Consider the following 22,698-nt stretch of genomic DNA (forward strand, 5'->3'; position numbering starts at 1 on the left):
AAATGTTTGTGACAGTGGGTAACTGACAGGTGGAGGACCTGTCACAAAAGGACAACGACCGGTCCGATTCTTACGCTACAATTCGGGCGCACCAAAAGTCGCAAAAGAGTCATCGGGGTGACTTTGCGCTTGACGGCTGCCTAGCGGTACTGCCAAGCACTCAACGCCACAGAAACGGAACTGAACTCCACATGAAACTCAGCAAACTGGTCGTCACGTCGGCCCTCGTCGCAGTCGCGATGGGCCTGGCCAGCGGAACCGCGTACGCACAGCCCGCCGATGAAACGGCCCCCGGTGACACCAACTACACCGTCGATCTCGAAGATCGCACGATCGTCACCACCATCGACGCAGGCGTCTTCAAGGTCGCCGACGACGGCAAGACGGTCGACGTCCTCGACGCCGCCGACAACACCCTCGTGACTCTCCCGCTGTCGTTCAACCTCGGCGGACTCAACTTCCCGTACGAGCAGAACGTCGACGACAACGGCAAGACCCTCCGTCTGATCCCGAACCTCGACTTCACGAAGGCTTCGGCGAACTCGCGCAGCATCGGCGCAACGACCGTCGCCTCGCCCGAGGAGAACCTCAGGGCGCAGCAGAACTTTTCCTCGCAGCTGGGCATCGCGACCGCGATCGGTGGATTCACCGGAACCGCCATCGGATTCGGTGTCGGTGCACTCGGAGTCCTCGCCGGACCGGTCGTCTTGGCTTCGGTACCCTTGTTCGCGACAATCGGTGGAATTGTCGGCACCATTGTTGCCGGCGGACCCACCCTCGTCGTTGCAGGCATCGACTTGATCAACACGTTGAATGCGGCACCGGGCACCTCGGTCTGGGCCAAGTAAGCAGGTCTTCACCGAAAACCCGCACTCTCGTCGAGGGTGCGGGTTTTCTGCGTTCCGGGTGGGTCGGCGTCGAGTTCCGGAAACCGCCGCATCCGTGTGGGCACCCGTTGGATCGAGCGCAACGAAGAAGTGCTTTCACACGCTTATTAAACTTTCCGTAAAGTAAATAGCATGGAAACCGACTACGAACCCATTATCGGAGCCGTGGACAGAACGCTGTCCGACGAACTTCGCGACGAGTGGGACGCACTGGCCGAGCGAGTCGGAACGGTCTTCTCTTCTCGCCGCAGTTATGCGTTGAATGCACCGCGACCTGCGGGCAGTGAGCTGGTCTTCGTACACGTGCGTCGAGGTACGCGTCTGGTGGCCCTGGCCCCGATGTTCGTGACGCGACTCGGTCCGCTGAAGGTGGCGAAGATTCTCGGGGCCGGGCAGGGCGTTCCGACGGAACTGCTCAGCGAGGACGACGCGTCGTCTCGTGTCCTGTGGGATGCCGTCGACCGCTGCGGTCTGATCTTCTACGCGGATTCGATGATCGGGGATCGAAACGCCGTCGAGGCGCTCGGTGCGCATCCACGGTGGCGTTCGGAGTCGATCGTGCGGGAGCGAGTTCCGGTGATCGACGTGCCGGAGGGAAGTACCGCTCGGGACGTGCGTGGGCACAGTTCGCTGAAGCGGCTCGGAAAGTACAGACGTCAGGCCGAGCGGGCCGGGAGTCCTCTCACTATGGAGACCATCCGCGATGCGAAGCACTTCGAGCGACGCTGGGCGGACATATCCCGCTTGGCGGCCGCGTCGACGCTCCACAGCGATCGCACCGACTACCTTGCGGAGGAATCGCCCGCCGACCCGTCGGCGTCGGCCAAGGACTTCCTGGCTCGCGAGGCAGCGGCCGGGAGATTGACTCTCTCCGGGGTGAGCGTGGAGGGGCGATGGCGTGCGCATCAGATCTGTGTTCGGACCGGAGCTCGACTCGAAGCCTGGTTGACGCATTACGATCCCGAGGTTGCGAAGTACCAACCCGGGCATCAGATGATGGAATGGTTCGTCCAGAGCCACGACGAGCTCGACGTGACCGTGCTGGACCTGGGCGTCGGTGTCAACGACATCAAGAAGTCCTGGTCCACCTCGGGCTACGACGTGTTGGCCGTGGTGGGCGTCCCCACACGCATGGTCGGGTCTCGGATTCTGGTCGGCTTGGTGCGTCGATGGGAGCTGTCGCCCGGGTTCGCGCATGCGCGAAGAGTCGGCTACGCGGCGCTGTCACGTCTGCGACGGTCCACGCACTAGGACGTTCGGATCGTCAGGCCCGGGTTCTCCGCGAGTACGTCGTTGATGGGGGTGGCGAACAGCTCGGGCCGCTGACCCTGCAGCATGCTGACGACGGTCGCGACCTCGCAGGAGGGCTGATCGCCCACGTTCGATGCACTGGCGATGCCGACCGCGAGGGTGCCGCTGACGACAGGGCCACCACTGTCTCCGCGTAGCGCGCAGATGGAGGTGGAGAAGCCACGGTCCAGAACGTTGTCGCCCAGCGCGACGTGCTGGCCCGTGGAAAGAATTGTGCCGCAACTGAATCCGGTTCTGGATCCGGATTTGCAGACCGGTGCTCCCACGATCGGGTCCACCGTCCCGGTGACGTGCAGTGGGCCTGCTCCGGGGACTCGCACGGCGTTGCTCTCGAATTCGGCGGCATTGGCGTCGTCGATGTCGATCAAGGCGTAATCGTTGCGCGACTGGCTCGTTCGATAGAACGTTCCGAATTTCGAGCCCACGAGACTGCCGTACATCGGATACGCGCCCGTCAGTGCCGCGGAGCCGGTGTCGGTGGTGTTCGGATTGCAGTGGCCCGCAGTGATGTTGACCGATCCGCGCGTCGGGTCGACGGCATTGAATCCGAGGGAGCACCGCTGACCGAGGCCGGCCGGTGTACCCGCGAGAAAGCTGTCACCGCCGAGATACGAACTTGCACGGATCGGGCCTGCCGTCGGTGACGGATCGAACGGGAGCAGGTCCAACAGCGGCTGGACGGCATCGACGATTGCCGGCGGGAGCTCGATGGGCGACGCGTCGATCCCGAAACCGTTGGCCGACGCGGCATCTGCGACGTCGGCGTGGGCCGGTCCGTCCGCCACCGCAACGACGGGACGTCCGTCCTCGTCCAGCCATGCCCTGGCTACGCCGTCGGAACCGACGGTGTCGGTGAACTCGGCCAGTCGGCGGGCTGCGTCCGCTCGGTCGAGAAATTGCTGCGGAGACAGCCCGAGGTCGCGGGCAACCGCGTCGGCCAACGCCTCAGGCAGCATCGTGTCGGCAACCGGATCTGCCCCAGCGGTGGGCGCGAACACGGCCGCCATCACCACAATCGGCACAGCGAACATCGACAGCCGGAACGCTCGGCGACGCATAGAAACCTCTCCCCCCGGGCATCTGCAGATGTGATGCCGTTCACCCGTCGTACGACTATAGGCGGTGGAGGGCTCCCGCCGTACCCACTACTCGGTGCGGAGTGTGCTTCCGGTCGCGCGCGTGACCTGATCGATGGGAATGCCCAGGCTTGCCGTGCCACCGTATTGCGCCAGCGCGAGGTTGGCCTCGTTGCAATCGGGTGCGCCGCCGCTGTTGGATCCGCTGGTGATTCCCAACGCGAGCGTTCCGGTAACGATGGCACCGCCACTGTCACCCGCGAGAGTGCATGCTGTGCTGGCGAATCCGCGAACGGTGCGGGACGTGCCGTCCTCCATGTAGAGCTGTGTCTCGACGCGATCGGCCGCAACCACTCCACAGGTGAACGACGAAGACTGCCCGGACTTGCAGACCGGCGCTCCGATGACCGGCGATGCGGTTCCGGTGACGGTGACGGTGCTGCCGTTCGCTCCACGGACGGTGGGGCGGTCGAGTCCCGACGCGATGCCGGTGTCGTTCAGGGCGATGACCGACCAGTCGAGGCCGTCCTCTGCGCCCAGGCTGGACCGGTCGAACGACCCGATCTGCGTGCTACGCGAGATGTCGGCCGGATCGGGCAGGTAGACCGGTGCGCCGCCGGATCCGGTGGCCTTGGCGGGGTTGCAGTGGCCTGCGCTGAGATTGACGGCCGAACCGGAGGAGTCGACTGCGTTGAAGCCGAACGAGCAGATGCTGATGTCGGTGGCCGGAGCGTCGGCGATGGGTCCCGAGGTGGTGACGTAGGTGTCGCCGCCCATCGGAGTCGGGTCGACCGGCTTGTTTCCGCCGGGGGAGAGGATGACCTTGATGTTCGCCAGCAGGGTGGGCAGATTCAGCGCGCTACCGATCGGGCTGTTCACCAGATCGATGACGATCTGGTTGTCGATGAAGTCGATGGCCGTTCCGTTGATCTGCTCGGAGATCTCGCGAGGGAGGCCGGCAATCCAACTGTTGAGGTCTGCCAGCGACTTCTCGAGTCCGTCTGCCGACACCGGCGACTGCGCGGTGGCGTATCCGTCCTTGGCGACGGCCTGCGCCGCAGCAGGTGAGGTGACGGCGACGACGGCATTGCCGTCGGGTCCGATCCAGGCACCGGCGAAATCTGCCGGACGGCTGGCCCGGAAGTCCGATGCGTATTCGGAGAGTTCCTGCGCGCGGGCCGCCCGATCGAGATACTCCTGCGGAGAGATCTTCAGATCTCGCTGCACGGCTTCGACGAGCTCGCGGGGAAGCTGATCGGCGGGTGACTGGACGACGGGTTCTGCTGCTGCTGTCCCGGAGAACGAAGCAAGAAGTACAAAAGCCGTCGAACACAGCACTGCAGCACGCAGCGCCCCGGTGTTACGCATGAAATCCCTTCATCGGGTGCTTGTCATCAGCGCCCCACCCTAGGGCATCGGGCTCGGAATCCGTGATCGCGCAGCTCAGGGTTCTTCGAGCTCTTCGGATGGGGTGGTGGCCGTATCCGAGGTCGTGGTGGTCTCAGCCGGAGTCGTCGTCTCGACCGGGGTGGTCGTCACCGGAGTCGTGGTGACCGCAGGCGTCGTGGTGGGCACCACGGGCGCGGGGGCGGGCACCGGTGCGGGCGCGGGAGCAGGCAGGGGAGCAGGTTCGGGTGCCACGTACGGCTCTTCCGGCTGTTCGACGACCTCGGGTACGAAGACGGGCTCGACGGAGGTGGCGGTGGTGGTCGAGGGTGCGCGCGTCGAGGTGACGATCGGCGAGCCCGCATCGGTGACGGTCGGGGGTGTCGCGGCGGGAGCGTCACCGAACACTCCGCTCAGTGCTGCGATCGCGAGGACGATGACCACGCCTGCTGCTGCGCCGGCAACGATGGTGGCGATCGTCCGCGAACGCTCGCTGCGTTCCTTCTTCGCCGCTACCGGCGCCGCGGCGACGGCCGGAGAGTGATCGGTGGTCGAGGCGTTCTCGTCGACCGGAACGATCGGCTCGGACCGAAATTCCGAGGGAGCGAACACCGGAGCGACCGCAGGGATCGCCTCGGAGAACGCGAGGGACGGCGCGGGCGCGACGACCGGGATGGCGTCGGTGTCGAGGGACTCCGTGCCGTCGTTTCGGGTGACCACCGGCGCGGCGCCGGTCACCATGGAGTTGCCGTCGACATCCTCGACCTCGGCCAGCAGCAGGGCACCGCGGGTTGCTGCGAGCGGCTCGACGAGCACCGGGCCCGACGAGCGTTCGGTGATGCCGGTTGCCACCGACGGAAGTGCGGCGCTGCCGCCGGCGAGTATCACGGTGCCCGTCCCCGGCACGTCGAGCCGGCGGAGCAACGGCGCGACGAGGTCTGCGAACTCGGCTCGGGTCACCGTCGTGGACTGCGAGACACCGGGGAGTTCGACCGAGATCGTGGCGACGTCGGCCGTGCTCAAGGTTTGCTTGGCGGCCTCGCACGAGGCGACGACGCCGGCAAGGGCTGCCAGGACGGCCGCGTCGGACAGGTCGATGTGCTCGCGATCGGTCACCACGTGATCGAAGAGAGCGTCGGTGAACGCGTCTCCGCCGACGTCGGTGGTGCGGACCGTCCCACCTCCGGGGAAGGTGGAGATGTCGGTGCCGGTGGCCCCCATGTCGACCACGGTGACCGCTGCGCCCGGGCTCGGCTGCGCGAACGCGCTGGCGGCTTTCGCGTCGGGAACCAGGGCGACATCGGTGAGGCCGGTGTGATCGAGGGCGTCACGAAGCAGTGCGACGGCGGCGCGGGTCCACCGTGTCGGGTACGTCATCGTCGTGACGGGCATGTCGCTGGTTACGCCGGCCTTCGTGGACACCATCGTGACGAGGCAGTTGGCGGCGTTGGCCATCAAGTCCTCGGCGCGGTAGGCGTCGGCGTCGGGCTCGAGATTTTCCTGCTGACCGACCAGATCGACGAACCGAGTGAACGGTGCCGTCTCAGCAGGTTCACCGAGGTGGGCGCGGCCGTCCTCGTCGAATCTCAGACTCGTCGGCAGGACGACGATCGTCGGTTCGTCCTCGGCCGATGCGCGATAGGCCGCGACGGACCTGGTGTTGCCCACGGTTATTCCGAGATGGCCGGCATCGCTCATGGGGTCTCCGCCGATCGGTCGTTCGGTGCGATCTGTTCGGTTACGGACTGCCCGTCGTCCGGGTCGGTGTCGGGGGTCTCAGGGGTGTCGGGGGTCTCGTCGGTTGGTTCGTCCGGAAGTTCCGGTCGGACCGGTTCGACGACGATGGGAGGCTTCTCGCGGTCGTCGTCCTCGGGTGCCTCGAACGCTGGGCGCGTCTCGATCTCGATCCCGGGTTCGGTCTCGGTCGGTTCGCTCCGCGGGAGGTCGGAGGTTTCGGTGGGGGTCGTCTCTTCCGTGGTGGTGGTCGCCGTCGACGGAGCGACAGGAACGATCTCGGCGGCCGGTTCGGCGACGACGGTGGGGAAGTCGATCGGGCCACCCGACCCGGTGCCGCTCGACGACGTGCTCGGGACCAGCTGGGCGTTGTCGATGGTGGGGACGTCGGTGTCGGTGGGCGTACCGAGTTGCAGCGCGAAGAGCGCGGCACCGACGGTCAACGCGGCGGCGAACGCTGCCGCAGCGAACAGTGGTCGCCGGTCGGATCTCGCCGGGCTCACCACCGCGAACTGCTCGGTGACGGCGTCGACGGGGAACTGCGCAGCCAGAATCGCAGCGCCGCGGGCAGAGGCGATTGCGGTGTCCTTCTTCTGCAGGGTCGGCAGAAGCGATGCGTTCCACGCGGCGAGTGCTTCTTCCTCGGCGACCAGCGCGACGTGTGCGAGCCCGTGCGCATTCATGGCCGAACGCAGCGCGAACACCTGCTCGGCCGTCCACTGGGCGGGATAGGTCGCCGCCGCAGCCAGATCACCCGGCCGCAGACCGATGGACGACGCCACCTCGGTGAGCAGGCACAACAGGGCCATCGACGTCAATTGCTCGGCAGGAAAGACCGTGCCCTTGCTGCCGGTGACACCCACGCCGTCGGCCAGGGAGTCGAGAAAGTGTGTGTAGGCCTCGGAGTCGTCGTCGGTTGCATCTCCGAGCGAGACGGTGCCGTCGGGATGGGTGTTGAGCACGGTCGAGTGCAGTGACGCCAGGTGCAGCGACGGTCCGGGCGCGATCGGATGGGACACAGCGGCGACGGCGCGCTCGTCGTCCAGGTGGAGGCCGACGTCCGGTGTGCCGACACTCGCACTGCCGGGCTGCTCGGTCATGGGGCTGCTACCTGTTCTGGATCGGGGAGTGGTGCTCGGCCGTTATGTCGCTCCCGGTCCCCGCACAGTTACAGTGTCCACACGTGTGCTGGTCGAGGCCCCGTACCCCATGGCGCGCAGCATCGAGATCAACTCCGAGCGCGACTGCGCCCCGAGCCTTCGCCGAATGCGAGCCACATGGTGCTCGACGGTCTTGGGGGAGATGTAAAGCCGGCTGCCGACCTCGCGATACGTGACGCCGAGTACCAGCAGTTCGGCTACCTCGGCTTCGCGTTCGCTCAACGAGCCCGTCGGCTGCGGGGTCGATCTCGGGCTGTCGCGACCCGTCGAGCTGGGTTGGCGCAACGACCTGGCGATGTGTAGCAGCGAGGTTGCCGTCGCAGTATCGGTGACGGTCAGGGCGGCCTCGCTCGCCAAGCGGGCACCGTCCCACGGCAGTCCGAAGGCGGTGAGCGTGCGTGCCGAATTCTCCACCTCGGTCGCGTCGGGCCTGCCCTGCAACACGCCGAGCCACGCGCGACCGGCACCGGCGAGTGCGGCGCTGTACGGATGGGTCGGAGCGGCGGCGGCCAGAGCCTTGGCGTGCGGGACCAACGCGTCGGGAGTCTGCGCCACGATGGCCGCCTGAACCTGATACCAATGCAGCGCCGACGCCCACACGGGTGGATCGCCGAGCGCTGCGAGCAGGTCGGTGGCCTGCGCCACCAGATGCTCGACGCGGTCCACCTGGCCGAGTCGAGTTGCGGCCAAGAGCAATTCGCCCAGAGGCAACAGCGCGAACAGGTCGGTCGAGTATTCGGCGATCACGTTCTGGGCCTGGGTCCAAGCCGTGATCAGTGACCCTGCGTCACCGGACCTACGAGCCAGGCCCACTCGAATCGCGTGCAGGAACAATTGGTTGCGCACGTGTGACACCGGAATCCGGAGTGCCTCGATCGCGACGCCTGCTTCGGCGGTATCCCCTCGCAGCATCGACGCCCAGGCCCCGACGAGGCTCAACCTGGTGTGCGCTTCCGATCCCGCACGGTGCTCGGGAAGTGCTCGCGCCACGATGGAATCGACACGGGGTAGGTCGCCGCAGTGCACCGCGTGCAGCGCCGAGACGGCAGCGGCAGTATCCGGGGTGCACGAACGATCGGAAGTATTGCCCGTCAACGTCATTGCCCGCATCAGTGCGTTGGCAGCGGCACTCGACGCGGCTGCGCTCCGCGAATCGATCGACCCGATCACCCCGGTGACGAGCAGACTGCCCGACGCGATACTCGACGTCGGTGCGAGGGCAGTCACGGCAGCCATCGAACGGTCGGCGGCGCTGCGATCACCGGCCGCCGCGGCCGAGAGGGCAGCCCACACGGCGTCGGGTCCGAGCCGATCCTCGCCGAGCCACGCGAACAATTGCGCACTGCGCGAGGCCATTCCACGTTGCGCGGCAACAGACGCCGACACCCGCACCGCCGTACGCAGATCCGTCGCATCGAACCCGGCAGCGCCGTCGAGAACCACATCGGCGAATCTCGCCGCCTCGTCCGGATTCCCGGTGGCAGCCGCGACCTCGGACCGCCTCGCAGCCAGCGCCGCCGAGTCGAATCCCGCGTCGACCGCCGCGTCGTACAGGGCACCCGCGGTTTCGACAGCAGCAGAATCGGCTTGCTGCACAAGGAAATCTGCGAGACCCGGATGTACGACGCCTCGCTCTGCCAACGCACGTGCCGCGGTGGCGTCGAGCAGGCGGGATCGGGTGGCGATGTCGGTGACGGACGAGAGCAGGGCTCGGCAGCGCGCCTCTCCGATCATTTCGATCAGCGGGGCCTCCGCGGACGGAATCAACGTGCCCGTGGTGTCGAGCAGGCCGGAGCTGCAGGCCAGGTCGACGATCGACTCGACATCGGTCGCGCGTGCCACGATCTGCGCAGCCGACGCAGGGTCGGGTGTGATGCCGAATCGGGCTGCGAGCAGCAGTGCCCGCGTGTTGTCGGTGGTCTCGATCAGCATCCGACGGTGTTGTTCGGCAACGGATTCGGCGACCGCGCGCAGTGGAGCCGGATCGGAACGGTCGCCGCCGAGCGCGCCGATAGCCGCGTCGACGGCGGCGAGAATTCCGCCGGTCGCCTTGGCGACGGCACCGGCGAGTGACGCCGAGATCGGTCGAACGGTCGCTGCTGCTCGCGCCGCGATGGCCACCTTGTCCAGCGGAACCAGAGTCAACCGGTTGGAACCGGCGGACGCGACGAGCTTCTCGATGCGGGAATCGAAGCTCCGCGGCGCGGTGGCGACGATCAGGGTGATGTCCGAGCGTGTTGCCGCCGCTGCGATCTCGTCGAGACGCTGCTCCGACAGCAGGTGCGCGTCGTCGACGAGAACCGTCGAGCCGGACGGCGCGTCGGCGATGGTGCCCGTGCACACGTCCACCGTCGACGCCACGGAATCGAGAACCGCGGACCGACCGGAGCCGTTGACTCCGACGACGACATGGAAACCGTTGGCGACGAGCGCATCACGCACGAAGCGATCGGCGCGCTCGATGCCGACGAGCGATGATCGAGTGCTGGTCACCGTCGACCTATCGGCCGGTCAAGCCGCCGAGGGCTCCGCCGAGCCCGTCACCCACGCCGCCGACGACACCGCCGAGCCCGTCACCGACGCCGCCGACCACTCCGCCGAGTCCGTCACCGACACCCTGTCCGACATCGCCGAGGGTGGGACCCTGGTAGCTGGGAACCTGCACGCTCGGTGCTTGCGGAACCTGTACCGCCGGAGGCTGGTAGTTGGGAACGGTCGGAGCGGCGACCGAAGGGATGGTCGGCACCGTGGCCGCGCCGTTGTCGGCCGGGGCAGGCGATCCCGCGACCGGAGCACCGGTGGCCGGATCGATCTGCGTCACCGTTCCGTCGGCGTTGACCACCGTGGTCGGCGCACCCTCGGAACCGGGTGCGGCAACACCGTTCTCACCGGTCGCCGGCGTCGTCGTCGCGGCATCGGCCACCGCAGCGCTGGTTCCCGGTGTCTCGGTGCTCGAGATCGAGGTTTCCGCGTTCGATTCGGCCGGAGTGGTGTTGTCGGAAGTCAATGCCGTGCCCACCGACAGGCCTCCGCCGGCGAGAAGCGCGAGAACGAGGACGGATCCGGCCACGACACCGGCTTTCTTGCGACCGGACATTCCTGCGTCGGAGTCGACGGCGGTGGGCGTCGGTGCGGGCCGGGGAGTGGGGCGAGGCATCGGGGCGGCTGCCGCAGCGGACGCCACGGCCGTGGTGGGTGCCGCAGCCAGTGCTGCGGCGTTGTCTGAGGCGGTCGCGTCGGCGATGTCGCTGCCGAGTATCGCGGCACCGACTGCGACGGTCAGTTCGGGTCGCGGTCCGGCCACCACGGGTGCTCGCAGCTCGGACGACATGAGCTCGGCGACCAGTGGGATGGCCGAACTGCCACCGACGAGTACCACCTGGTCGATGTCGGAGACGTCGAGGCCCGCGGCCGTGACGGCGTCGCGTACCACCCCGATCGACGCCAGCAGTGATGCTCGCACCAGTTCTTCGACCTCGGAGCGCACCAGGCGTACCTCGGTGTGCAGGCCCGGGAGGTCGACCGTCAGTGACGTGGAGGTGTCGTAGGAAAGCTGTTCCTTCGCCTCGCCGCAGCGGGCCCGCAGTTCCACGAGTGCGCCGACGGTATCGGGGTCGAAGGGATCGAACTCGAAGGATTGGCTTCCCGAGACGGTGTCGAGGACGTACTGCATGATCGCGTGATCGAACTGCGCTCCGCCGAACTCCTCCGAATGCACTCCGGTTCCGACGGTGCCTGCCTCGGAGCCGGTGCGCATCAGCGTGACGTCGAGTGCGGTCGCGCCCAGGTCGTAGACCACGGCCAGGCCGTCGGCCTGTGGGCCGCGCGTCACTTCGAGCCACCGCATCGTGGCGACGGACTCCGGTACCAGCGTGACGTCGGTGAGTCCCGCGCGCTCGAGCGCTTCACCGAGAACCTCGGCGGTGTACGCCGTCCAGCGAGTGGGGTGGGTGACGACGACGGTAGGAGCGGCATCGGTCCCGGCGGAGACCTCGGCGACGAGTGCGCGAGCAGCGGTGGCGTACAGGTCCTCGGCTCGGTGACTGCGGCCGTCGTCGTCGATCAGTTCCACCGGATCGCCCACCCGGTCGGCAAATCCGCTGATCAGATTGCGCGTCGAACGGTCCCAGAGCTCTGCCAGACGCGGGGCCTCGCCCGGACGGAGGTCGAGTGCCGAACGCTTGACCACCGAGGTGACGGGTTCGGTGTCCAGAGCAGCCACCGCCGTCACCGAACCGATACGTATGCCGAGCCCTGCGTTCATCGTGGTGTCGCCGCCTTCGTCTCGCACTGCCGTCAGTACTACTGCCGTCACACGCACTGTCGGCAGTGGCCGATTATTCGTTACGTCTCACAGCAGGTTAGAGCGCACAACGAGTGAAATCCCCTAAAGCGCCGAGATCCCCTAACCGAAGTCCCCTGGCAACCCCCGGGGGAGTGGGGGGATCCGCCCCGTTGGGCGGGGGCTCTTCGGTGCCTAGCGTTGTGATCAACCACGAAGCACCACTCGTCAAGGAGACCCACGATGGCTACCAACGCCGTACTCGATTTCATTCTCGGCCTGCTGCGCGACGACCAGGCTGCAGCCGCCTACTGCGCCAACCCCGAGATGACGCTGGCCGCCGCGGGACTCGGCGACGTCACCCACGCCGACATCGTCGCCGTGGCACCCCTGGTCGCCGAGTCGGGACTGTTCGCCGGCGCAGGCAGCCAGCTCTCGGCCATCCTGGGCGCAGGCGCATCCGCCGGCCTCGACGGTGCCCTCGCCGGCGGCGCGAGCCTCGGTGGCGGATTGTCGGCCGGGCTCGGACTTGCAGCAGGCGCAGTGGCGGGCGGCGGACTCGCAGCAGGTGGCAGCCTGACCGGCGGAATCGACGTCGCGGGTGAGATCGAGGCATCCCTGCAGGCAGCACTTGCCGCAGCATTGGCTGTCGGAGGCCAGATCGGTCTCGAGCTCGGAACCGCGTTCGGCGGCGCATTCGACGCCCTGCTCGGCGCAGGCGCAGGTATCGGTGGCGGTCTGGATCTGGACCTCGACGGTCTGCTCGGCGGAACCGTCGGGCTCGGCGCTGCACTCACTGGACTGATCGGAGCAGGCGCAGGCATCGGCGGCGAGATCAGCGGAGACATCGCCGCACAGCTGCAGGCAGCACTCGACGCCGCCATCGGCGCGACCGGTGCCGTCGACCTCGGCGCACTGGCCGATATCCAGGGCGGCCTGGCCGGCGCTCTCGGTGCGGTCTTCGGAGTCGGCGGAACCGTCGGAGCCGATCTCGGTGCCGCTCTCGGCGGAGTCTTCGACGCGGTACTCGGTGCGGGAGCCGGACTGGACATCGCAGGTGACCTCGGTGCCGCTCTGACCGCGGGAATCGGCGGCGCACTCGGCGGACTGGGAACCATCGGAGCCGATCTGACCACCGACATCGGAGCTGCACTGGACGGCGCACTGGGAGCCGGTGGCTCGTTGGTCGGCGACATCGCCGGTGGAGTCGGTGCGAGCCTCGGCGGGCTCTTCGCGGCAGACGGTGCCATCGCAGGCTCGATCGGTAGCGCGCTCGGAGCCGTCCTCGACGCCGGAGTCCTCGCTGACCTCGACGTCGACGCCCTGCTCGCCGCAGGCGGCAGCGTCGGCGCAGTGGTCGGCGGCGCACTGGGAACCGCACTCGACCTCGACACCAGCGCAGTCGGCAGCCTCACCGCCGCTCTCGACGCAGCACTCGAGGGCACCGTCGGAGCAGCAGCAGGCATCGGCGGCGAACTGGCCGGCGGACTCGAAGGCGGAGTGGCAGGCGGCCTCGAGGGCATCCTCGGCACGGCATTCGGCGTCGGCGGCGCAGCCGGAGCTCAGCTCGGAACCGCACTCGAATCGGTACTCGACACCAGCGCCGCACTCGACCTCGGAGCCGCACTCGGAGCCGGAGCGGATGTCAGCGCAGGACTCGTCGGCGCGATCGACACAGCGGTCGCAGCCGGAGCAGACCTCTCGGGAACCGTCGAAGCAGCACTCGCCGGAGTCGGCGGAGTGGGCGCAGACCTGTCGGGCGGCCTGGCCGGACTCGGCGGAGTGGGCGCGGGCCTGACCGGTGGCCTGGCAGGCCTCGGAAACGTCGGTGCTGATCTGACCGGTGGCCTGGCGGCCGTCGGCAATGTGGGTGCAGATGTGACCGGTGGTCTGGCGGCCGTCGGGAACGTCGGTGCAGATGTGACCGGTGGCCTGGCGGCCGTCGGGAACGTCGGTGCAGATGTGGCCGGTGGTCTGGCGGCCGTCGGAAACGTGGGTGCAGATGTGGCCGGCGGGCTCGCCGGTGTGGGTGATGCAGGTGCAGGCCTGACCGGTGGTCTGGCCGGACTCGGCAGCCTCGGCGGCGGAATCGCAGGCGGAGTTGCGGGCGGCGTCGCAGGCGGCGTGGATGCTGCGGCTTCGGCCGGTGCAGGCCTCGAAGGAGCCGTCTCCGGTGGCATCAGCACCGGACTCGACGCAGCAGCATCCGCAGGTGCGGGCCTCGAAGGTGCCGCGGGAGCTGCAGGCTCGGTTGCCGGTGGCCTCGAAGGTGCCGCGGGAGCTGCAGGCTCGGTTGCCGGTGGCCTCGAAGGTGCCGCGGGCGGAGTCGTCGATGCCGGAACCTCGGTGGGTGGCGAGATCGCATCGAACGTCGGAGCGGGACTCGACACCGGTGCCTCGATCGGAGGCGACTTCGCGTCCGCTGTGGGTGCGGGTTTGGATGCTGGTGCGGACGCTGCGGCTTCCGCGGGCGGCGGGTTTGATTCCGCTGCCGACATCGGTGGCCAGGCCGCTGGCAGCCTCACCGGTGGCCTGCAGTCGGGTGTCGAGGGACTGGCAGACGCCGGCGGCAGCCTCTCCTCGGCGGCGTCGGGATCGTTCGATTCCTCCAGCTCGTTCGATTCCTCGGCTACCGCGACCGGCACCGGCTGGTCGAGCGTCGACTCGGACGTCTTCGGACAGGGCGAGACCGAGTCGAGCTTGTTCAGCGAGTCCGGCCTGCACGGTTCGGTGGATTCGGCAGCCGACTCTCTGGGACATGTGACCGTCGATCACGACATCGACCCGATGCAGCCCTGATCGTTCGCCTGCGGGTAGACAACGACATGACTCGGCCCCGAGTGTTCGCCAGCACTCGGGGCCGAGTCGTCGCTAGAGTTCGTTCGGGGCGCGCAGGAGTTTTTCGAGCCTGCGGGATGACCTGGTACTGCGGAAGTCGACGAGAACGGTTGTGAACACGAGCGTATGGACGGGCAATCTACGGAGCTGGCCGAGCTACTGAGCCGTACCGCGGCGGTGGCGACATCGGCGGGAAGATCCGACCTGGTGGATCGAGTCCAGGCGGCGCGCTCGAGAGTGTTGGATCCACGTCGACGCATCATCGTGGTCGGACCGCTCAAGCAGGGCAAGAGCCAGTTCGTGAACTCACTGCTCAACCTGACGGTGTGCTCGGTCGGAGACGACGAGACCACCGCCATCCCGACGGTGGTGTCCAACGCCGAGAGCCTTTCCGCGCAGCTCGTACTCGCCGATCCCGGCAACGAACCGATCCGAGTGGACGTTCCTCCCGAGGAGATCACGACGGTCACCCCGGCAAGTCCGCTGGCCCAGGGCCGGGAAGTGTTGCGTCTGGACATCGGGGTGGCGAGTCCACTGCTCGCCGACGGTCTGGTGCTGGTCGACACCCCCGGCGTCGGTGGCCACGGAAATCCGCACGCTGCAGGCACATTGGGGCTCATTCCGTCGTCCGACGCGGTGCTCGTCGTGTCCGACGCCTCCCGGGAATTCACCGAGCCGGAACTGTCGTTTCTGCGTCAGGTGCAGGGCCTGTGCCCGGCCGTGGCGGTGCTGATCACCAAGATCGATCTCTATCCGCACTGGCGGCAGATCGTCGAGGCCAATCGTGGACACCTGGACCGCGCGGGCATCGACGTGCAGATGCTGCCGGTGTCGTCTCTGTTGCGTTCGCACGCACTGCGTTTGAACGACGAGGAGCTCAACGCCGAGTCCGGCTTCCAGCAGCTCTACGCGTTCCTGCGTGACGACGTGGTGGCCCGGGCCGATGTGCTGGCACGCTCGTCGGTCTCGCTCGACGTCCGTTCGGTCACCGAGCATCTGACGCTGTCGTTCGGCAGTGAGCTTGCGGCACTGAAGGATCCGGAGCGCGCTGCCGCGGCCGTCGCGGGGCTGCAGCGCGCCAAGGCCGCCGCCGAGGAGCTGCACAAGCGGTCGTCGCAGTGGCAGCAGACACTCGGGGACGGTATCGCCGATCTCGCCTCCGACATCGATCACGACTTGCGCGACCGGTTGCGACGCGTCACCCGGGAAGCCGAGGAAACCGTCGACGAGGGGGATCCGGGCAAGGACTGGCCGCAGCTCGGCGAGTGGCTCGAGGAACAGATCGCTGCGTCGGTGGGCGACAACTTCGTCTGGGCTCACGAACGGGCACTGTGGCTTTCGGAGCTGGTGGCCGAACACTTCGCGTCCTCCGGGGCGGCAGCCCTACCCGATCTCGACGTCGGCGATCTGGACAACGTCCTCGATCCCGTCTCGTCCCTGGCCGATCTGGAATCCGGTCGTATCGGAATCACGCAGAAGGTTCTGGTGGGAATGCGCGGATCCTACGGCGGTGTGCTGATGTTCGGCCTGATCACAACGTTCGTCGGGTTGAGTCTGCTCAATCCGATCTCCATCGGCGCGGGTGTGCTGCTCGGCACCAAGGCGTACAAGGAGGACAAGGAGAACCGCGTCAAACAACGGCGTTCCGAGGCCAAGATCGCGATCCGACGTTTCACCGACGACGTCAGCTTCCAGGTGGGCAAGGAGTCCAAGGACCGGCTGCGGCAGATTCAGCGAGTGCTGCGTGATCACTTCACGTCCATCGCCGAGCAGACGCTGCGGTCGCTCAACGAGTCGCTGCGCTCGGCGCAAGAAGCCGCCGCCGCCGACAACACCGACCGCGCTGCTCGCATCGCTGCGCTGGAGAACGACATGCGCGTGGTGGCCGAACTGAATGCTCGGGCAGTGGGACTCGTCAAGGACGTCGCGGTATGAGCGTGGCGGCTCTGGCCAGGGCACGCGACCTCATCTCGGCGGCACGATCGACGTACTCCGGTGATGCCGAAGCATCCTGGATGCTCGACGAATGCCTGTACCGCCTGGACGAGCCGCTGCGGGTGGCACTCGCGGGATCGCTCAAGGCCGGCAAGTCCACACTGCTCAATTCGCTTGTCGGGCAGGACATTGCTCCCACCGACGCAACGGAATGCACGAAGGTCGTCACGTGGTACCGGAACGGCGTCGCTCCCGCCGTCACGGCCTGGTACGACGGTGACCGGGCTGCGAACGTGCCGGTGCAACGCCGGGACGGACGATTGACCTTCGATCTCGGGTCATTGACGGCCGCGCAGGTCGACCGACTGGACGTCGAATGGCCTGCGAGCGCACTGGCGCAGACGACGATCATCGACACCCCCGGTACCTCGTCGCTCTCGCGAGACGTGTCGGCGCGTACGTTGGCGATGCTCACGCCCGAGAACTCGTCCTCGGGTGCAGACGCCGTCGTCTATCTGCTGCGCACGCTCAATGCGACCGACGTGTCGTTTCTGGGGCAGATCGGTGCGCACGTGGGCGGTGATTCGGGACCGCTCGGTGTGATCGGTGTCGTCTCGCGCGCCGACGAGGTGGGGTCGGGGCGGATGGACGCGATGATGTCGGCCAAGGAAGTCGCTGCGCGATTCGCGTCCGAACTCGAGGCCACCGGCCTGTGCCAGGCGGTGGTTCCGGTCGCGGGTCTGCTGGCGCTCGGTGCGGAAACGTTGCGGCAGAACGAGTTCTCGGCATTCGAGATGTTGGCCACGGTGCCGACCGAGGATCTGCAGTTGGCAATGCTCTCGGCCGATCGATTCGTCCGTGCAGAAAGCACGCTACCGGTCGACGCGGCGCTGCGGGCCAGCATCGTCGACCGTTTCGGGCTGTTCGGTATTCGGATGGCCGTGACGTTGATTCGGCTCGGGGTACGCGATTCGCCCACGCTGGCCGCCGATCTGGTCGAGCGCAGCGGGCTGACCGAACTTCGGTCGGTGATCGACGTGCAATTCGGTCAACGCGCCGACCAACTGAAGTTGCACTCGGCTCTGGTTGCCCTGCAACGGATTCTGGAGTTCCGTCCGGAATCGCATGCGCTGCGCACCGAAGCCGGACGAATGCTCGCCGATGTGCACGGCTTCGCCGAATTGCGTCTGCTCGGCCGATTGCGCTCCACCACACCGAAACTGCCCGACGGCGGACTGCTCGAGCTGCAGCGCATCATCGGCGGCTTCGGCATCGCCGCCACCGAACGCCTCGACCTGCCTCCCGATGCCGGTCACGTCCAACAGCGAGACACCGCGCTTGCGGCGGTACACAAGTGGCGAGCACTGTCCTCGCATCCACTGTTGGACCGATTCACCTCGACCTCGTGTGCCACGGCGGCCCGCAGCGCGGAAGGAATACTGGCCTCGCTTGCGTGAGCCGAATTCGGTCACTCGGTCGACGTCAACCAGTCCATGGCTTCGCGTAGCGGCATCGGTCGCGCGATGTGGTACCCCTGAGCCATGTCGACACCGATCGTCGTGACGTAGTCCCACATCTGTTGATTCTCGACACCTTCGACAACGATCTCTGCTTCGAGGGCATGCGCCAGATGCACAGCAGCGGAGAGAATCTCGGCACCGCGGGAATGCGTGAGGGCGCGTTGAAGCAAGGATCGGTCGATCTTGATGATGTTCGGTTCGAGTCGATCGAGCAGTTCGAGATTCGAGTATCCCGTGCCGAAGTCGTCGATGCCGATACCGGCACCGAAGCGACTGAGGATGCTCAGAGTGTCCCGGGCTCGGCCGTGTTCGTCGACCAAAGCGGCCTCGGTGACCTCGATGACCAGTTTCTCGAAGCCGCCGGGTGGCCACCACGTGATGAATCGATCGATGATTTCGCGTTCGTCGAGTTCGGTTCCCGAAAAATTGACCGATACCCGCGGTCGGTCCTCGCCCAGCTCCTGCTCCAGCACGGCCAGATCTGCGTCCAGCAGCGCGAGCACAGTTCTACCGAGCGCCCTGAGATGGCCTGTCTGAGTGGCATGTTCGATGAATTCCTGGGCAGCGACAATCGTGTCGCCCCGCTTCCATCGAACGAGGGCCTCGAGCATGGTGGGACGTCCGGTCGAGACGTCGATTATGGGCTGGTAGTAGAGCTCGAAACTCTGGTTGCGGAAGGCTTCTCCCAGTTCGTGCCGCATCGCCGCTCGGTCGTCGGCTAGCTTGTTCATGCTGGGAGCGAAATAGACGTGTCTGTCCCGTCCGCTGTTCTTGGCCTCGTACATCGCAGTGTCTGCGTTGTGCAGCAGTTCGTCCGCGGTTGCGCCGTCGCCCGGGCTGACCGCGATGCCGATGGACGCCGCGACGTAGGCCGTCGAGTCCGTCAGGGCTATCGGGGCACGGACATCCTCGAGAACTCGAAGGGCGAGGATCTCGAGCCCGTCGAGGTCCTCACCGCGGGTGACGAGCATGGCGAATTCGTCGCCACCGAGTCGACCGACGATGTCGTAGCGTCTCGCCGCCTGCTGCAAGCGCGATGCGACGGTTGCGAGCACCGTGTCGCCTGCTCGATGGCCGAAGCGATCGTTGATCTCCTTGAAACCGTCGAGGTCGATCCACAGCGCGGCGATCCTGTTGGGCGACGTCTCGAGGAGGTCGGCCAGGCGGGATCGGAGAAATTGTCTGGTCAGAAGGCCGGTGTGACGATCGAATTGCTCCCGTGCCGCCAGATCGGCGCTGATCTCGCGAATGCGCGAGGTGTCGTGAACCAACGCCACGGTGTGCGGCGCAGTGGGCGCGTCCGAACTTCTGGACACGGAGTGGAACTCGATACTGATCGGATGGGACGAGCCTTGTGCGTCGACGATCACCCAGTTGTCGACCGAGCTGTCGTCGGCATCTCGGTCGTCGGCCCGGTGGGCTGCGAGTGCTGCACCCGTTCTTCGATCGACGAGCATCGACAGATTGGTTCCCTCCAATTCCTGTTGTTCGAATCCGGTGATCGCGGTGAAGCCGGCATTGATTGCCACTATCCGGCTCTCGCGGTCGAGGACGACGATTCCAGCGGCGACGGTGCCGAACAGTGCCTCCAGAACGGCAGTTCGCTCGGTCGCTCGTTCCTGATGAAGATGACGCTCGGTGACGTCGACGGCGCTACCGATGACCAGTCGCTCGGCCGAGTCTCCAGCGCGTACGGCATGCGCGACCTCTTCGATCCAGCGGATCGATCCGTCGGGACGAACGATTCGGTACTCGCAGGTCCAATCCTGTTCGGCAGCAGCGGAAATGGAAGCAACCCGATCGCGGTCCTCGGGGTGCACGGTGGACAGCAGCAGCGTCGGTTCCGCCATGACTCGGTCGCGGTCGAGTCCGAAGGTCTCCTCGACTCGAGAATTGATGAACGTCAGGGTGCCTGCCGCGTTGCGTTGCCACACGACCTCGCGAATCGAATCTGCAACGAGGTGGAAGTTGTTCAGTGCGGCGTCGCGTGCCCGTCTCGTCGAGCTGATGTCGCCGACGTCGGTGACCACCACGATGACGCCTTGGACGTCGCCCTGTGAGCTCACGTAGGGCTGAGTTTGCAGCAGGAAGTCCGCATTGCTTCCGCTGATCTCGCGGATTCGCGACTGACGCTCGTCGAGTGTCGAGCGCAGATCGTCCTCGAGGCCGAGGATCTCGAGGGTCGTCGGTATGGCGACCAGCGATCGTCCGAGATCCGCGTCGATCAGCGAGAACAACCTCACCGCCAGTGGGGTGAATCGAGTGACTCGAAGTTCGCGGTCCACGATGATCAGGCCACTGGTCAGCGACGCCTGTATGTTCGTCAGGTCGGTGTTCGCCTGCAGCGCTTCGTTCGTTCTCGCTTGCAGTTCCTGGTTGAGGGTCGTCAACTCCTCGTTCGTCGCTTCCAGTTCCTCGTTGGCTGCCTGCGCCTCTTCCGTGGTGGCCTGAAGTTCCTCCGAGGACGCCTGAAGCTCCTCGTTCATCGCCTGCAGCTCTTCGTTCGAGGAGCCGAGGTCGGCAACGATGGCCTCCAGAGCCCGTTGCGTGGAGTGGAGTTCGGCGTTCACGTCGAAATCGGTGTCGGATCGGGAGTCATGTGGCTGTGCACCGGCTGGGGTGGACGGCGTTTCCTCGTGAAACGACAGAACGGTTCGGGTGATCAGCTCCATCGGTACGAGTGTGGCCGTGATGCGTACCCGAGATTGCTTGTCGGTCAACAACTCTGCTGTCGTGGTATCCGTTCTGTGCAGTCGTCTCAGCAGCGTACGCACCCCCAGACGAAAGGAATCGCGCAGTATCTCCGTCACAGCGCCGGTTTGCCTGCCTTCACCGACGCTGCACCACGCGGACACGTCACCGATGATCTCGACCACGACATCGCGTTCATCGAGTATCAGCATCGGGTCGGCGGTGACCTGGAGGATGCGTCGGTACGCGAGAGCTCCGTCCGCACGCCCCGGGGAACCGGCCCCGACCGGAAGGGAGCTGCCGTGGATCGGAGTCGTTCCGACGTGCCGAGTGACGGAGATGGAGGGCAATCGGCTCGAGTCGTCTCGACGGTAGATGCGGTGGGTGTAATCGACTGCGGTGAACACCGCATCGACGTTGGCGATTCGTTCCGAAAGACCCAGTACGAGAAGCCCATCCGGAACCAACGCGTAGTGACACAGATCCAACACTCGCGCCTGCAATCGCGGCTCGAAATAGATGAGAGTGTTGCGAAGGGAGATGAGGTGCACCCGAGGAAACGGGGGGTCGTATGCCACGTTGTGTCGAACGATGACCATGCACTCGCGTAGTTCCGGTGCCACCGCCCATTCCGACGCGGAGCGAAGCATCCATCTGTCACGGAGATGCTCGGGGACCGCGGTGACCGACGCGGCGGAGTATCGGCCGCGTCGAGCGACGCTCAACGCGGCCTCGTCCAGATCGGTGGCGAAAATCTTGAGTCGGCCGTTGAGGGCAGTGCCGGCATCGGAAAGCCCGAGTGCCTCGGCCGCCAGCATGGCGATCGTGTAGGCCTCTTCTCCGGTGGCACATCCGGGTATCCAGAGCCTCAGCTGCTCGTCCGAGGCCAAGGATCGGGCCAGTGCGTCGAGTCGCGAGCGCACACTTTCCCAGACTGCGGCGTCGCGAAAGAACGAGGTCACGCTGACGAGGATCGATCGAGCGAGGGCGTTGGCCTCGACGACGTCGGTCGACAGCGCGACGGCATAGTCGGTTGTGGTGAGTCCCTTCCCCCGCCTGCGTCGCTCGATCTGCCGGCTCAAGGTGGAACGTTTGTAACCCGAGTAGTCGACCCCGGTGATGCGGCGCAATGTCTCGACGATCGAATCCAGATCTGTGGTGTCGACTTCGGATTCGTCCTCCGGGACTGTCGCCTGCTCCGACGGTCCGGTCGACGGAGCAGGAGAGTCTTCGGAGAAGTCGGCAGCTGCATCGTCCGTCTCGCGTGCGGTACCGAACAAGAGGTCGTGGAGTTCGGCAGCGATATCTTCCGGTGCAGCGGTGATGTTGACCGATCCGGTGTCGAGTGCAGAGTGAGGCATCTGGCCGAACTCGGCCGTCGATGGATCCTGAGCGGCCATCACCCCGCCGCCTTCTCTGATGGACTCCGAGCCGATGGCACCGTCGCGGCCGGTGCCGGACAGGATGATTCCGACAGCGTCCGGCCCGTATTCCGCTGCCAACGACACCAGAAGACGATCGATACTGGGCCAAGGTCGCTTCTCTGCGCTCGGTACCGGTAACCGAATCGATCCCCCGGACACCTCTATGTCGCAACCAGGAGGCCCGACGTAGACGACGCCGCGCTCGACGGCCTCGCCGTCCCGCGCTGTCTTGACCGTCATGGTCGTGTGCTGCGCCAGTAACTGGACCAGAACACTGTCGGTGTCCGGTGCTCTGTGTTGCGCAACGACGAAGCACCACGGTGCCGTCACCGAGACACCGGCGAGCAATTTCGCGAGGGCGTCGAGCCCCCCGGCGGAGCTACCGACCCCGACCACCCTCGACCTGCGGGTGTGCTCGGCCTGTTCGGTCATGACACCCCCGTTTGTCGGCCCC

General features: G+C 66.5%; 12 protein-coding genes. 5 read left to right on the forward strand and 7 right to left on the reverse strand.

Annotated elements, in window-relative coordinates; translation table 11 throughout:
- The first annotated feature begins 191 nt into the window (after positions 1-191).
- On the forward strand, positions 192-848 hold the full coding sequence (locus CH283_RS07635) for a hypothetical protein (RefSeq protein WP_094640817.1): 657 nt from the start codon (positions 192-194) through the stop codon (positions 846-848).
- A gap of 171 nt (positions 849-1,019) precedes the next feature.
- Positions 1,020-2,138 (forward strand): GNAT family N-acetyltransferase, encoded by a 1,119-nt coding sequence (locus tag CH283_RS07640; protein ID WP_094640818.1) that lies wholly within the window; start codon positions 1,020-1,022, stop codon positions 2,136-2,138.
- Here the strand turns inward: CH283_RS07640 and CH283_RS07645 are convergent.
- The 6 genes from CH283_RS07645 to CH283_RS07670 form a co-directional block, all read right to left on the reverse strand.
- Positions 2,135-3,256 carry a S1 family peptidase gene (locus CH283_RS07645; RefSeq protein WP_141215217.1) on the reverse strand — a complete coding sequence of 374 codons (1,122 nt, stop codon included), beginning with the start codon at positions 3,254-3,256 and terminating at the stop codon, positions 2,135-2,137. The genes CH283_RS07640 and CH283_RS07645 overlap by 4 nt on opposite strands.
- Before the next feature lie 87 nt (positions 3,257-3,343).
- Positions 3,344-4,642, reverse strand: a complete 1,299-nt coding sequence (locus CH283_RS07650) for a S1 family peptidase (protein WP_068055327.1) — start codon at positions 4,640-4,642, stop codon at positions 3,344-3,346.
- A gap of 75 nt (positions 4,643-4,717) precedes the next feature.
- Complete coding sequence (locus CH283_RS07655; RefSeq protein ID WP_094640820.1) at positions 4,718-6,358, reverse strand: Hsp70 family protein; 1,641 nt, start codon at positions 6,356-6,358, stop codon at positions 4,718-4,720.
- Complete coding sequence (locus tag CH283_RS07660) at positions 6,355-7,494, reverse strand: hypothetical protein (protein ID WP_094640821.1); 1,140 nt, start codon at positions 7,492-7,494, stop codon at positions 6,355-6,357. Before CH283_RS07660 ends, CH283_RS07655 begins: the two co-directional genes overlap by 4 nt.
- 42 nt (positions 7,495-7,536) lie before the next feature.
- Positions 7,537-10,047 (reverse strand): helix-turn-helix transcriptional regulator, encoded by a 2,511-nt coding sequence (locus CH283_RS07665; RefSeq protein ID WP_094640822.1) that lies wholly within the window; start codon positions 10,045-10,047, stop codon positions 7,537-7,539.
- 7 nt (positions 10,048-10,054) lie between these two features.
- Positions 10,055-11,869: an Hsp70 family protein gene (locus tag CH283_RS07670; protein WP_255183131.1), complete on the reverse strand. Its 1,815-nt coding sequence runs from the start codon at positions 11,867-11,869 to the stop codon at positions 10,055-10,057.
- A gap of 210 nt (positions 11,870-12,079) precedes the next feature.
- On the opposite strand from CH283_RS07670, the gene CH283_RS28980 reads away from it, so the two are divergent.
- The 3 genes from CH283_RS28980 to CH283_RS07685 all read left to right on the forward strand — a co-directional run bounded on the left by CH283_RS28980 (position 12,080) and on the right by CH283_RS07685 (position 18,066).
- Positions 12,080-14,635 (forward strand): IniB N-terminal domain-containing protein, encoded by a 2,556-nt coding sequence (locus tag CH283_RS28980; protein ID WP_094640823.1) that lies wholly within the window; start codon positions 12,080-12,082, stop codon positions 14,633-14,635.
- A gap of 165 nt (positions 14,636-14,800) precedes the next feature.
- Positions 14,801-16,609: a dynamin family protein gene (locus CH283_RS07680; protein ID WP_094640824.1), complete on the forward strand. Its 1,809-nt coding sequence runs from the start codon at positions 14,801-14,803 to the stop codon at positions 16,607-16,609.
- Positions 16,606-18,066 (forward strand): dynamin family protein, encoded by a 1,461-nt coding sequence (locus tag CH283_RS07685; protein WP_094640825.1) that lies wholly within the window; start codon positions 16,606-16,608, stop codon positions 18,064-18,066. The genes CH283_RS07680 and CH283_RS07685 overlap by 4 nt, the downstream gene beginning before the upstream one ends.
- A gap of 11 nt (positions 18,067-18,077) precedes the next feature.
- Here the strand turns inward: CH283_RS07685 and CH283_RS07690 are convergent, their stop codons facing one another.
- Positions 18,078-22,676, reverse strand: coding sequence for an EAL domain-containing protein (locus CH283_RS07690; protein ID WP_094640826.1), 4,599 nt, complete (start codon positions 22,674-22,676; stop codon positions 18,078-18,080).
- Between the last annotated feature and the right edge of the window lie 22 nt (positions 22,677-22,698).

The organism is Rhodococcus sp. 05-2254-2, from assembly GCF_002259095.1.
In the GTDB taxonomy this organism is placed as follows: domain Bacteria; phylum Actinomycetota; class Actinomycetes; order Mycobacteriales; family Mycobacteriaceae; genus Rhodococcoides.